The organism is Sphingomonas sp. CCH9-E2 (assembly GCF_001557215.1).
Taxonomy (GTDB): Bacteria; Pseudomonadota; Alphaproteobacteria; order Sphingomonadales; family Sphingomonadaceae; genus Sphingomonas.
In genome coordinates, this window is sequence record NZ_LSJM01000279.1 from 1 (window position 1) to 11,391 (window position 11,391).

The window sequence follows — 11,391 nt, forward strand, 5'->3', positions numbered from 1 at the left end:
ATTGTGGTGTCACCCGCCAGCACGAGTTCGTCCTCGGCCCGCGCCACCGCGCGCGCCTTCGCCTCCGCCAGCCGCAGCGCATAGACGCGCGGCAATTCGGCCTTGAGCGGCGATTCGTCGATATCTGGGGCCGCCACGCGATCGGGCACGACGCCGATCCGCGCCAGCAGATCCCGGCGGCGCGGCGAGGTGGAGGCAAGCACGAGCCGCATCGGCCCGGACTTACTTGAAGCGATAGGTGATGCGGCCCTTGGTCAGGTCATAGGGCGTCAGTTCGACGAGCACTTCGTCGCCCACCAGCACGCGGATGCGGTTCTTGCGCATCTTGCCGGCGGTGTGGCCGAGAATTTCATGGTCATTCTCGAGCTTCACACGGAACATCGCGTTGGGGAGGAGCTCCACAACGCGGCCGCGCATTTCAAGCAGTTCTTCCTTGGCCAAACAAACCTCTTGGTACGGATCGGAAAAGTGGCGGTGCCTTACTCTCCCCGCGCACAAAAGAAAAGCGCGGCGATGCCGCGGCGCGGCGCCGGGCAACAAATGGTTTCCCGCTGTTCGCTTGATGCCACGCCTATTCGTCGCCAAATGGGGCCCATGCTGATCGAAACCGAACTGACGCCCAACCCGGCGACGCTCAAATTCCTGCCCGGCCGCACCGTGATGGACAGCGGCACGCGCGATTTTGCCACGCCCGAAGAGGCGGAGGTGTCGCCGCTGGCCGATGCGCTGTTTCGCCTTGGCGACGTGACCGGCGTATTCTTTGGGCGGGACTTCATCTCGGTCACCGCCGCGCCGGGCGTCGACTGGGCAGGGCTCAAGCCCGATGTGCTCGGCATCCTGCTCGACCATTTCAGCGCCGACATGCCGCTGTTCCGCCAGGGCAGCGCGGGCTTCAGCGTGCCGCCGCCCGAAGCCGACTTCGCCGACAATCCCGAGGACGCCGACATCGTCGCGCAGATCAAGGATCTGATCGAGACGCGCGTGCGCCCGGCCGTCGCCAATGACGGTGGCGACATCGTTTATCGCGGTTTCGACAAGGGCAAGGTGTTCCTGCAGATGCAGGGCGCGTGCGCCGGCTGCCCCTCCTCGACCGCAACGCTCAAGAACGGGATCGAACAGTTGCTCAAATATTATGTCCCCGAAGTCACCGAAGTGCGGGCCGTCTGATGGGCGCCCCGATTGACGACGCCGCGCTCGACACGCTGTTCCGCACCGCGCGCACCTATAATGGCTATCTGCCCGGCGTGGTCACGCAGGCGGATGTCCAGGCGATCTACGACCTGCTGAAGATGGGGCCGACCTCGGCCAATCAGCAGCCGGCGCGCTTTGCCTGGTGCCTGTCGCAGGAAGCCAAGGACAGGCTTGCCGACTGCGCGACCGGCACTAATCCCGACAAGATCCGCAAGGCGCCCGCCGCGGTCGTGATCGGGATGGACCTCGATTTCCACGAGGAACTGTCCTGGCTGTTCCCGCATACCGACGCCAAGAGCTGGTTTGAAGGCCCGCAGGAAAAGCGCCGCGACAGCGCGTTCCGCAACGGCACGCTGCAGGGGGCCTATTTCATCATGGCCGCACGCGCTTTGGGCTGGGACACCGGGCCGATGTCGGGCTTCGATCCGGCCAAGGTCGAGACGGCGTTCTTCGCCGACCAGCCATCGGTGCGGGTCAACTTCATCTCGACCCTGGGCAAGGGCGATCCCGCGACCATCTTTGGCCGCTCGCCGCGGCCGGACTTCGCGAAGTTCAACACGATTGGCTAGACTGCTCGTCATCGAGGCTGCCACCGCCGCCTGTTCGGTCGCATTGATCGACGGCGACGCGCTGATCGCCGAACGTCATGCCGAAGTCGGACGCGGCCATGCCGAGCACCTCGTGCCGATGGTCGCGGCGCTGCCCGATGGTGGGCGCGCCGATGCGATCCTGGTCGATTGCGGTCCGGGCAGCTTTACCGGCATTCGCGTCGGCATCGCGGCGGCGCGCGGCCTCGGCTTTGGCTGGGGCGTGCCGGTCCATGGCTTTTCCTCGCTCCCGCTGGTCGCGGCGGGCGCGTTCGCACTCAATCCGGGTAGCGACGCGCTAGCGGTGGTGCTGGAAGGCGGGCATGGTGAGGTGTTCATGGCCGCCTATGACCGCCAGTTCGCGCAGATCGCACCCTTTGCGTCGCTCAAGCCCGATGCCGCGCTGGCACAGCTTGGCGGGCGGATCGCCGTCGGCAATGGCGTGCGTCATCTTGCCGCGCTCGACGCCAGCCTCGACCTGCGCGAGGCGCTGCCGCGCGCGGCCGATGCGCGCCTGCTCCCCGCAGCGCTGACCAGCCTGCCGCCGCGCCCGATCTATGGCCGCGCGCCGGACGCCAAGCCCAAGGCGGCATGAGCACCGCGCCCTGGCCGATCGAGATCGTGCACGGCCAGCCGGCCGATCTGCGCGCGATGACCGCGATCATCGCCGAAGCGTTCGATCCGCGCTTTGGCGAGGGCTGGACCCCCAGCCAGTGCATGGGGATGCTGGCGCTGCCGGGCGTGTGGTTCACGCTGGCATATATCGACGGGCGACCGGTCGGCTTTGCACTGGCGCGCACCATCCTGAACGAGGCCGAATTGCTGCTGCTCGGGACCGTGCCGGCAATGCGACGGCGGGGAATTGGCGGGGCCTTGCTCCGGGCGGTGATGGCCGATGCGCGCGATCGCGGTGCCGACATCCTGCATCTGGAAGTGCGCGCAAACAATGAAGCGGTTCAGTTGTACCGCAGCGCGGGCTTTCGCAAGATTGGTGAACGTCGCGACTACTATCGCGGAAATGACGGCAAGGTGTTCGACGCACACAGTTTTTCCCGATCGCTCGACTGATCCTAGCAGAAATCGGACAGAATGACTTGCAAAGCGCGGTGCGTGGCGTGATAGCGCACGCGACGGCACGAACATCTTATTGCCGCCGCGTTTATGTGAAAGGACGAAAATGGATACGCAGAACGACCTGCAGGAAACGCTGATCACGCTCACCGCGGATATTGTCGCCGCACATGTGAGCAACAATAGCGTGGCGGTCTCTGATCTTCCGTTGCTCATTGCTAACGTTCACGGTGCGCTTACCAATCTGGGTAGCGCGAAGCCGGAACCCGAAGTGAAGAAGCAGGAACCGGCAGTGTCGATCCGCTCTTCGATCAAGCCCGACTATATTGTCTGCCTTGAGGACGGAAAGAAGCTCAAGATGCTGAAGCGTCATCTGATGACGCATTACCAGATGACCCCGGAAGATTATCGCGCCAAGTGGAACCTTCCCGCCGATTATCCGATGGTCGCCCCCAATTATGCCGAACAGCGCCGCAGCCTGGCCAAGAAGATCGGCCTTGGCACCAAGCGCCGCAAGCGCTGAATATGTTTGCCGGGCGCGCTGACGCGCACCCGGTGGACGGCACCAGCCCGCTCCCCCACCCGGCCGCCCATCGGCAGGATATTCTGGAATGGGTGGTCGGGTGGGGGAGCGGGCTGGTGCCGCACGCGCCTTTAGGCGCATCAAACTGTCCGGCGTCTCTTTTCCCGCGCTGCGCTTGACGCTACATCACACCCATGAACCGCAAGATCGACCTTGAAGCGCTGTGCCACGAAAAGGGCCTGCGCATTACCGAACAGCGCAAGGTGATCGCGCGCGTCCTGTCCGAAGCCGACGATCATCCCGACGTCGAAAAAGTCTATGCCCGCGCATCGGCGATCGATCCGGGCATTTCGATCGCGACCGTCTATCGCACCGTGCGCCTTTTCGAAGAGGCCGGCATCCTCGACCGCCATGATTTCGGCGACGGGCGCGCGCGCTACGAGCCCTCGCCCGAGGCGCATCACGACCATCTGATCGATGTCGAAACCGGCAAGGTGATCGAATTCGTCGATCCCGAGCTGGAACTGCTGCAGAAGCAGATCGCCGAGCGGCTGGGCTTCCGCCTGGTCGATCACCGCATGGAGCTGTACGGCGTCGCACTCGAGCGCAAGCCCTGAGGCAATGACCGACGGCGTCGATCCGCGGCGCCGCGACGCCGCCCTTGGGCTGCCCACCAGGCTGACCCCGGCGGAGAGCTTCCGCTTCTGGCGCCGGGTCGGGTTGCTGCTGCTGGCGGTGCTGACGCATGTGCCGATGCACTATCTGTGGCGGCTGCTGCGCCTGTCCTCGCCCTGGCCGCGCTGGTTCCTGTGGCGTGCCGGACGGATTGCCGGGGCACGGATCGAAGTGGTCGGCACCCCGCTGCGGCGCGACGTTTTCTATGTGTCGAACCATCTGTCGTGGATCGACATCCTCGCCCTGGGCGGGTCGAGCGGCACCGCATTCGTTGCCAAGGCGGAGATCGGCGCGTCGCCGGTGGTGGGCTGGCTCGCCGGGCTCAACCGCACCGTTTACGTGAAGCGCGAGAACCGCATGGGCGTGGCCGAGCAGATCAACGCGCTGCGCGATGCGCTCGCCGAAAACTGGGCGATCACCGTGTTCCCGGAGGGGACGACGACCGACGGCAGGTCACTGTTGCCGTTCAAGACGCCGATGCTGCGCGTGCTCGAACCGCCGCCGCCAGGCGTGATGGTCCAGCCGGTCCTGCTCGATTACGGGGCAGTAGGCGAGGAGATTGGCTGGGTCGGGGAAGAGGGCGGGATCAACAATGCCCGCCGCATCCTGTCGCGCAAGGGCAGCTTCCCGCTGCGCATCCATTATCTCGACCCGTTCGATCCGATTGAGTTTCCCGGGCGCAAGGCGATTGCCGCCGAAAGCCGCCGCCGGATCGAGGATGCGCTGGTCGCTGCATTGGGCGGGCCGCTGCGGCCGTTTGCGTGGACCGTCGCCCCGGTCAACTACACGGGGCCGAGCGAGAACGGCGCCTAGCGCTTCCGCCGCCCGGTCTTCTGCACCACCGGCTCCATCGGCGCGAACACGACGCCTTCGGGCGAAACTGACTGGGCACCGGTCGCGGCCGGGATGATCACGTCGTGGCTCGACGTCACCACGTCATAATCGCCGGTGCGAAATGCCGCGAGATCGGCGCGCAGGAACGGCGGATCGGCGCGCTTCGCCATTTGCGTGGGTGGCAGGCGGGGCACACCGCGGCGGACGCGCGGATCGACGATCTCATAATCGACCACCGACACGGCAGTACCGAGCGCGGTCACCTCGAACAGCCGCCGCGCAAATTCGCGCGGAAAGCGGATACAGCCATGCGAGGCGGGATAGCCGGGGAGATGCCCGGCGTGCAGCGCGATCCCGGTCCAGGTCAGCCGCTGCATGAACGGCATCGGCGCATTGCTGTAGATATTGGAGCGGTGATGCACCCGCTTTTGCAGGATCGTGAATTCGCCGACGGGCGTCGCCTTGCCCGGCTTTCCGGTCGACACGGTCGAGGCCGCGATCAACACCCCGTCGCGATAGACATAGGCGACCTGGCCGGGGATGCTGACGAGGATGGTGACCCCGGACGCGCCGCCGACAGGCTGAAACGCCGCATCCTCGATCCACGTCCATTGGCCGTTGCGGAGCAGAATCTCGTCGCCGCCGCCACCGGGCAGCACCTGCTGCGCCGCCGCGGGCAGCGCGATGCACAGCGCCAGCCCGATCGAAACCGCCCGCATTGTCCGCGCGACCGCAGACCCCATCCCACACTCCATTGTTACGCGGACGTCCGCACCCACTATCTATGGTTAACGCAGGCAGGACAAGGTGGTGCCGTGCAGTTCCAGCGCGTGCACATGCGAAATCGGCATATTGCCCGATTCGGGACAAGTCTCGACCAGCCGCACCGAGTCTGCGGCGAACCGACGCCGAACCGTGGACTCCCTTAGGACGAATCGGCCGCGACCTGCGCTATAGTGGCCTTTACGGATAGCGAAGTTTGTGGGGGCACAGAGGACGCATGGACAAGATGACCGACGCCGTGGCTTCGCGCCGCGCCTTTCTGAAGTCTGCCGGGATGATCGCCGGCACGGGTCTGCTCGCCGGCTGCGCCGCGCGTAGTGTCACGACCGCCGCGCTGCCCGCCGCGCATATTCCGGTCCCGCCTCCGCCGGTTGCGACCCCCGTCCCGGCCGCGCCGCGCTCGGCGAGCGCGCCGCGCGGCATCCGCCCCGAATTGTTCGAACGCGCTGTCGCCGCGCTCCAGCAGCATTCCAGCCGCATCCGCCAGCAGGACCGGATCGCGATCGCCGATTTCTCGCTGCCCAGCTCGCGGCTGCGCTTCCACTTCGTCGACATGATCAACGGCGCGACGCGCTCGATGCTGGTGAGCCATGGCATCGGGTCCGACCCCGAGCATACCGGCATGCTCCAGCGTTTCTCGAATGAAGTGAATTCGGAAGCAACATGCGAGGGCGCGTTCCTCGCGTCCAATTACTATGTCGGCAAGCATCAGCTGTCGCAGCGGCTGATCGGCCTCGATCCGACCAACTATAATGCACTCGACCGCGCGATCGTGGTGCATGGCGCCTGGTATTCGAACCCCGACATGATCGCGAAGCACGGCAAGCTCGGCCGCAGCCAGGGCTGTTTCGCGGTGGGTGAGCGCGATCTCGACACGCTGTTCGCGCTGCTCGGCGAAGGCCGGATGATTTACGCGACCAAGGTCTGAGGCGGAGCAACCGGCCCGCCCCGCGCGTTGATCCCTCCCACAATCGGGAGGATCGCATGACCGAAACGCTGTATCCGGTGCTGCCCGACGATATCGACCGCGCCGCGCGTGATGTGTTGCAGGCCGCCTGCGACGCCAAGCTCAGTCTGGCCACCGCCGAAAGCTGCACGGGCGGGATGCTCGCCTCGCTGCTCACCGATGTCGAAGGGGTCAGCTCCGCCTTCGAACGCGGCTTCGTCGTCTATTCGAAGGACGCGAAATGCGAGCTGCTGCACATCGCGCGGGACACGGTCGAGCGCTGCAATGCGGTGAGTCGCGAGGTCGCGGTAGCCATGGCCGAGGGCGCGCTCGCGGCGAGCCATGCCGATATCGCACTCGCCATTACCGGCTTTGCCGGCCCCGGCGGACCCGATGACGAGCCGGGGCTGGTGCATTTCGGCTGCGCCCGCGCCGGACGCCCGACTGCACATCGTGCCGACCATTTTGGCGATATTGGTCGCGGACCGACCCGAATTGCCTGTATGCGCGTGGCACTGGAGATGATCGGCGAGGCAATCGACTAGTGGCAAAGCAGCGGTTCAATTCGATCCACGCCCACGGCATGGTGCGCGTCGGTGCCTGCACCCCCAGTGCAAGCGCAGGCGATATCGCCGCCAATACCGCATCGCATATCGCGCTGGCGAAGCAGGGCGATGCGGCGGGCGCGGACTTGTTGCTGTTCCCCGAGCTTGGCATCACTGGCTATGCGATCGACGATCTGCACTTGCAGGATGCCGTGTTGCGCGCGACCGCACAGGGACTGGCCGATCTGATCACGGCGAGCGCGAAGCTCAAGCCCGTGCTGCTGGTCGGCGCGGCGCTGGAGCGCAACGGGCGGCTGTATAACTGCGCGGTGGTGATCGCGCGCGGGAGCGTGTTGGGCGTGGTGCCGAAGAGTTATTTTCCCAATTACCGCGAATATTATGAGAAGCGCTGGTTCGCGTCCGGCATCGGCCTGTCGGGAACGATCGAGCTGGCGGGCCAGACCGCGCCGTTCGGCACCGACCTGATCTTCGCCGCCAGCGACCTGCCCGATTTCACCTTTCATGCCGAGGTGTGCGAAGATTTCTGGGGGCCGCTGCCGCCCTCAACCTTTGGCGCGATGGCCGGGGCGTTGATCCTGTGCAACCTGTCGGCCAGCAACATCGTGATCGGCAAGGCGCGCGAGCGGGCACTGCTGTGCGCGGCGCAATCGAGCCGCACGGCGTCAGCCTATCTCTTCTCCGCCTCCGGCCCCGGTGAGAGCACCACCGACCTTGCCTGGGACGGGCAAAGCCTGATCTACGAACTTGGCGAACTGCTTGCCGCCTCGGGCCGCTTCGACCTCGAGGACGAGCTGATCACCGCCGATATCGATGTCGCGCGGCTGCGGCAGGAGCGGATGCGCTTTGGCACGTTCAACGACAATGCCGCCGCTGCCGGGCATCCCGAACAGCGGTTTCGCCGCGTCGCATTCGATCACGCGCCGGGCTTCGACGATATCGGCCTGCACCGCGCGATCCGGCGCTTTCCGTTCGTCCCCAACACGCCCGCAAAGCTCGATGAGGATTGCTACGAAGCCTTCAACATCCAGGTCGAGGGGCTGCGCAAACGCATGGTCGCGACCGGCAATGGCAAGATCATCATCGGCATCTCGGGCGGGCTCGATTCAACCCATGCGCTGATCGTCGCGGCCAAGGCGATGGACCGGCTCGGGCGGCCGCGCAGCGACATTCTTGGTTTCACCATGCCGGGGTTCGCCACTGGCGAGGGGAGCAAGGGCAATGCCTGGGCGCTGATGAAGGCATTGGGCATCACCGCCGAAGAGGTCGATATCCGCCCCGCCGCGCGCCAGCTGCTGACCGACATGGGCCACCCCTATGCCGATGGCGAGCCGGTTTATGACATCACCTTCGAGAATGTTCAGGCGGGCCTGCGCACCGATTATCTCTTCCGCCTCGCCAATCAGCGGGGCGGGTTCGTGCTCGGCACCGGCGACCTGTCCGAGCTGGCGCTGGGCTGGTGCACCTATGGCGTCGGCGACCATATGTCGCATTATGCGGTCAATGCGGGGGTGCCCAAGACGCTGATCCAGTTCCTGATACGCTGGTGCGTCGCGACCAACCAGTTCGACGCGCAGACCGACGCGGTGCTGGAGGCGATCCTGGCGCAGGAAATCTCGCCCGAACTGGTCCCCGCCGACGCCAGCGGCGCGATGCAGAGCACCGAGGCGAAGATCGGGCCCTATGCGCTGAACGATTTTTTCGTCCATTATGTCGTGCGCCACGGGCTGGCACCGTCGAAGATCGCGTTCCTCGCCTGGCATGCGTGGCGCGATGCCGATGCGGGGGAGTGGCCGCTGGGCGTGCCGCCGCATCAGCGGGTTGCCTATGACCTGCCCACCATCCGCCACTGGCTGGAGAAGTTCCTGATCCGCTTCTTCGCGCAGAGCCAGTTCAAGCGTAGCGCGATCCCGAACGGGCCAAAAGTGTCGGCGGGCGGCGCGCTGTCCCCGCGCGGCGACTGGCGCGCGCCGTCGGACGGAGTGGCGGGGCCGTGGCTGGATGAGCTGGAGGCCAACGTGCCGAAGGGGTGAACCCCCTCTCGTCGCCCCGGGCTTGACCCGGGGTCGGGCTTCTTCCTCGCCCTCGCCAAGGCAGCCTGGCCCCGGATCAAGTCCGGGGCGACGAGAAATTCACGTGGCGAGCCTTTCCAGCCCGGCGATCGTGTCCGCCTCATGTGCCGGTTTGTCGGTCCTGATCCGGGAGATCCGCGGGAAGCGCATCGCCAAGCCCGATTTGTGCCGCTTCGACGCGTGGATCGAATCGAACGCGACCTCCAGCACCAGTGTTTTCTCCACCTCTCTCACCGGGCCGAAGCGTGCAGTGGTATGGTTGCGCACGAAGCGGTCGAGCCATTTCAGCTCTTCGTCGGTGAAGCCGAAATAGGCCTTGCCCACCGGCAACAGCTCGCCGCCCTCGGTCCATGCGCCGAAGGTATAGTCGGAATAGAAGGACGACCGCTTGCCGCTGCCGCGCTGGGCATACATCAGCACGCAATCGGCGGTGAGCGGATCGCGTTTCCACTTGTACCAGAGCCCGACGCGCCGCCCGGCGACATAGGGCGAATCGCGCCGCTTGAGCATCACCCCCTCGATCGCCGCGTCGCGGGCGCCGGCGCGCAGCTCCTCCAGCGCCGCGAAATCCTCCGCCGCGATCAGCGCGGAGACATCGAACCGCTCCGGGTCGAGCGGCGCAGCATAGGTCTCCAGCCGCTTGCGCCGCGCGTGCCAGGGCAGCTCGCGCAGATCCTCGAGTCCATCGAACAACAGGTCGTAGAGGCGGACGAACGCCGGAAATTCTGCCAGCGTCTTGGCCGACACGACCTTGCGCCCCAGCCGCTGCTGCAACGCGTTGAAACTCCCCGCCTCACCCCCCTGCGCCTCGCCGCGCACCAGCAATTCGCCGTCGAGCACGCCGGGCGTCGCAAAGGCCGAAGCGACATCCGGAAAGCTGGCGGTGATGTCGTCGCCCGCGCGGCTGTAGAGCCGCGTCTCGCCCGCGACATGGACGATCTGGACGCGGATGCCGTCCCATTTCCATTCGGCGGCATAGTCCTTCAGATCAACCTGTGTCTCTTCGAGCGGATGGGCGAGCATGAACGGGCGGAACACCGGCACATCGGTGGTGGTCGGTTGCGGCCCGCGCCCTTCGCCCCAGGCGAACAAAGGCGCATAGGGCGGGGTCAGGCCGTGCCACACCTCCTCGACCGCATCGACATCGACCCCGAACGCCTCGGCGAATGCGGTCTTGGCGAGCCGCGCCGACACGCCGACGCGCAGGCCCCCGGTGGCAAGCTTGAGCAGCGCATAGCGTTCGTCCGCCGCCAGCCGGTCGAGCATCGCGCCGAGCGCGGCGGGTGCGTCGGAGCGCGACAGGCTGGCGAGGCGGTCGACCACCGCGCCGAGAGTCAGCGGTTCGTTTTCGGGCGGCGGGGTCAGCGGCTCGGGCCAGATCAGCGCCACGGTCTCGGCGGTGTCGCCGACGAAATCGCGGCTGAGCTGGAACAGCACCGGATCGACCCGCTCGCTTACCAAGGCGCGGATCACGGCGGGCTTGACCGCAGGCAGGTCGAGCGTGCCGGTCAGCGCGGCCAGCCCCCAGCCGCGATCCGGGTCGGGCGTCTCGCGCAGCCACGCGCCGATCAGCCGCAGCTTCGCATTGCGCGATCGCGTGTAGATCAACCGGTCGAGCAGGTCGGCAAAGGCGCGCATGGCACGCTCAACATGGCGGCGCGCGGACGGTTCCGCCAGCCCATGGCCTCTCGCGCACAGCTGCGGTTCAGGCTAGCGTGACCAGACCGGAAAGGTCGGCGCACGATTCGCGTGTGCCGTGGGAGGGAATACCAGATGAAGACCCTGTTGCTTGCCGTCGCGCTGTCGACGCTCCCGATCGCCCCTGCGTCGTTCGCGCAGACCGCGGCGCCCGCGCCCGCGCCGGCTGCTGCCGCGAAGTATAATCTCGACACGCCGATTCAGGACATCGTCGCCAACCCGGCGGCCAAGGCTGCGTTCGACGCGGCGCTGCCCGGCGTTTCGACGCATGAGAGCTATGAGATGTTCAAGGGCATGAGCCTGAACCAGCTCAAGGCCTATGCTGCCGACAAGCTGACCCCCGAAGTTCTGGCGAAGACCGAAGCCGCGCTTGCCGCGGTGAAGTGACCTTATAATCCTCCCCCGCAAGGGGGAGGTGGCGCCGAAGGCGACGGAGGGGGAGGAAGCG

15 protein-coding genes are annotated in these 11,391 nt (G+C 66.3%); 11 read left to right on the forward strand and 4 right to left on the reverse strand.

The window, feature by feature from the left end:
- Both AX681_RS23440 and infA read right to left on the reverse strand, forming a co-directional pair.
- The coding region (locus AX681_RS23440) for a Maf family protein (protein ID WP_197424253.1) at positions 1-212 on the reverse strand (212 nt) is incomplete at its 3' end.
- A gap of 10 nt (positions 213-222) precedes the next feature.
- On the reverse strand, positions 223-441 hold the full coding sequence (infA, locus tag AX681_RS23435) for a translation initiation factor IF-1 (RefSeq protein WP_033923152.1): 219 nt from the start codon (positions 439-441) through the stop codon (positions 223-225).
- Between the two features lie 153 nt (positions 442-594).
- Between infA and AX681_RS23430 the strand changes: the two genes are divergently transcribed.
- From AX681_RS23430 to AX681_RS23400, 7 genes are all read left to right on the forward strand, one after another.
- A complete protein-coding gene (locus AX681_RS23430) occupies positions 595-1,167 on the forward strand; it encodes a NifU family protein (protein WP_066657237.1) in 573 nt (190 codons plus the stop codon).
- Positions 1,167-1,760, forward strand: a complete 594-nt coding sequence (locus tag AX681_RS23425; protein ID WP_066657239.1) for a malonic semialdehyde reductase — start codon at positions 1,167-1,169, stop codon at positions 1,758-1,760. Before AX681_RS23430 ends, AX681_RS23425 begins: the two co-directional genes overlap by 1 nt.
- Positions 1,753-2,373: a tRNA (adenosine(37)-N6)-threonylcarbamoyltransferase complex dimerization subunit type 1 TsaB gene (gene tsaB / locus AX681_RS23420; protein ID WP_066657241.1), complete on the forward strand. Its 621-nt coding sequence runs from the start codon at positions 1,753-1,755 to the stop codon at positions 2,371-2,373. The genes AX681_RS23425 and tsaB overlap by 8 nt, the downstream gene beginning before the upstream one ends.
- On the forward strand, positions 2,370-2,846 hold the full coding sequence (locus tag AX681_RS23415) for a GNAT family N-acetyltransferase (RefSeq protein ID WP_066657244.1): 477 nt from the start codon (positions 2,370-2,372) through the stop codon (positions 2,844-2,846). The genes tsaB and AX681_RS23415 overlap by 4 nt, the downstream gene beginning before the upstream one ends.
- 109 nt (positions 2,847-2,955) lie before the next feature.
- Positions 2,956-3,372 carry a MucR family transcriptional regulator gene (locus AX681_RS23410; protein ID WP_066657246.1) on the forward strand — a complete coding sequence of 139 codons (417 nt, stop codon included), beginning with the start codon at positions 2,956-2,958 and terminating at the stop codon, positions 3,370-3,372.
- Between the two features lie 194 nt (positions 3,373-3,566).
- Positions 3,567-3,989 (forward strand): Fur family transcriptional regulator, encoded by a 423-nt coding sequence (locus tag AX681_RS23405; RefSeq protein WP_066657248.1) that lies wholly within the window; start codon positions 3,567-3,569, stop codon positions 3,987-3,989.
- A gap of 4 nt (positions 3,990-3,993) precedes the next feature.
- Entirely contained in the window at positions 3,994-4,860 is an 867-nt protein-coding gene (locus AX681_RS23400) for a lysophospholipid acyltransferase family protein (RefSeq protein ID WP_066657250.1), read from the forward strand.
- On the opposite strand, the gene AX681_RS23395 is transcribed toward AX681_RS23400, so the two are convergent.
- Positions 4,857-5,624 carry a L,D-transpeptidase family protein gene (locus AX681_RS23395; protein WP_331709995.1) on the reverse strand — a complete coding sequence of 256 codons (768 nt, stop codon included), beginning with the start codon at positions 5,622-5,624 and terminating at the stop codon, positions 4,857-4,859. The two genes, AX681_RS23400 and AX681_RS23395, sit on opposite strands and share 4 nt — an antisense overlap.
- A 257-nt stretch (positions 5,625-5,881) precedes the next feature.
- Here AX681_RS23395 and AX681_RS23390 point away from each other — a divergent pair, with 257 nt between their 5' ends.
- From AX681_RS23390 to AX681_RS23380, 3 genes are read left to right on the forward strand one after another with little or no spacing between them, the layout of a single operon-like run.
- Complete coding sequence (locus tag AX681_RS23390) at positions 5,882-6,592, forward strand: murein L,D-transpeptidase catalytic domain family protein (protein WP_066657255.1); 711 nt, start codon at positions 5,882-5,884, stop codon at positions 6,590-6,592.
- 56 nt (positions 6,593-6,648) lie between these two features.
- Positions 6,649-7,155, forward strand: a complete 507-nt coding sequence (locus tag AX681_RS23385; RefSeq protein ID WP_066657258.1) for a CinA family protein — start codon at positions 6,649-6,651, stop codon at positions 7,153-7,155.
- Positions 7,155-9,206: an NAD(+) synthase gene (locus AX681_RS23380; RefSeq protein ID WP_082737841.1), complete on the forward strand. Its 2,052-nt coding sequence runs from the start codon at positions 7,155-7,157 to the stop codon at positions 9,204-9,206. The genes AX681_RS23385 and AX681_RS23380 overlap by 1 nt, the downstream gene beginning before the upstream one ends.
- A gap of 99 nt (positions 9,207-9,305) precedes the next feature.
- Here the strand turns inward: AX681_RS23380 and AX681_RS23375 are convergent, their stop codons facing one another.
- Positions 9,306-10,883: a cisplatin damage response ATP-dependent DNA ligase gene (locus AX681_RS23375; protein WP_066682007.1), complete on the reverse strand. Its 1,578-nt coding sequence runs from the start codon at positions 10,881-10,883 to the stop codon at positions 9,306-9,308.
- Positions 10,884-11,018: 135 nt separating this feature from the next.
- On the opposite strand from AX681_RS23375, the gene AX681_RS23370 reads away from it, so the two are divergent.
- Positions 11,019-11,330 (forward strand): hypothetical protein, encoded by a 312-nt coding sequence (locus AX681_RS23370; RefSeq protein WP_066665309.1) that lies wholly within the window; start codon positions 11,019-11,021, stop codon positions 11,328-11,330.
- Positions 11,331-11,391: the final 61 nt, after the last annotated feature.

Coding starts and splice junctions, on each gene's coding strand:
- AX681_RS23370 (WP_066665309.1), top strand. CDS start 11,019: ATGAAGACCCTGTTGCTTGCCGTCGCGCTGTCGACGCTCCCGATCGCC.
- AX681_RS23405 (WP_066657248.1), top strand. CDS start 3,567: ATGAACCGCAAGATCGACCTTGAAGCGCTGTGCCACGAAAAGGGCCTG.
- AX681_RS23375 (WP_066682007.1), bottom strand. CDS start 10,883: ATGCGCGCCTTTGCCGACCTGCTCGACCGGTTGATCTACACGCGATCG.
- AX681_RS23390 (WP_066657255.1), top strand. CDS start 5,882: ATGGACAAGATGACCGACGCCGTGGCTTCGCGCCGCGCCTTTCTGAAG.
- AX681_RS23415 (WP_066657244.1), top strand. CDS start 2,370: ATGAGCACCGCGCCCTGGCCGATCGAGATCGTGCACGGCCAGCCGGCC.
- AX681_RS23395 (WP_331709995.1), bottom strand. CDS start 5,624: ATGGGGTCTGCGGTCGCGCGGACAATGCGGGCGGTTTCGATCGGGCTG.
- AX681_RS23400 (WP_066657250.1), top strand. CDS start 3,994: ATGACCGACGGCGTCGATCCGCGGCGCCGCGACGCCGCCCTTGGGCTG.
- AX681_RS23430 (WP_066657237.1), top strand. CDS start 595: ATGCTGATCGAAACCGAACTGACGCCCAACCCGGCGACGCTCAAATTC.
- AX681_RS23385 (WP_066657258.1), top strand. CDS start 6,649: ATGACCGAAACGCTGTATCCGGTGCTGCCCGACGATATCGACCGCGCC.
- AX681_RS23425 (WP_066657239.1), top strand. CDS start 1,167: ATGGGCGCCCCGATTGACGACGCCGCGCTCGACACGCTGTTCCGCACC.
- AX681_RS23410 (WP_066657246.1), top strand. CDS start 2,956: ATGGATACGCAGAACGACCTGCAGGAAACGCTGATCACGCTCACCGCG.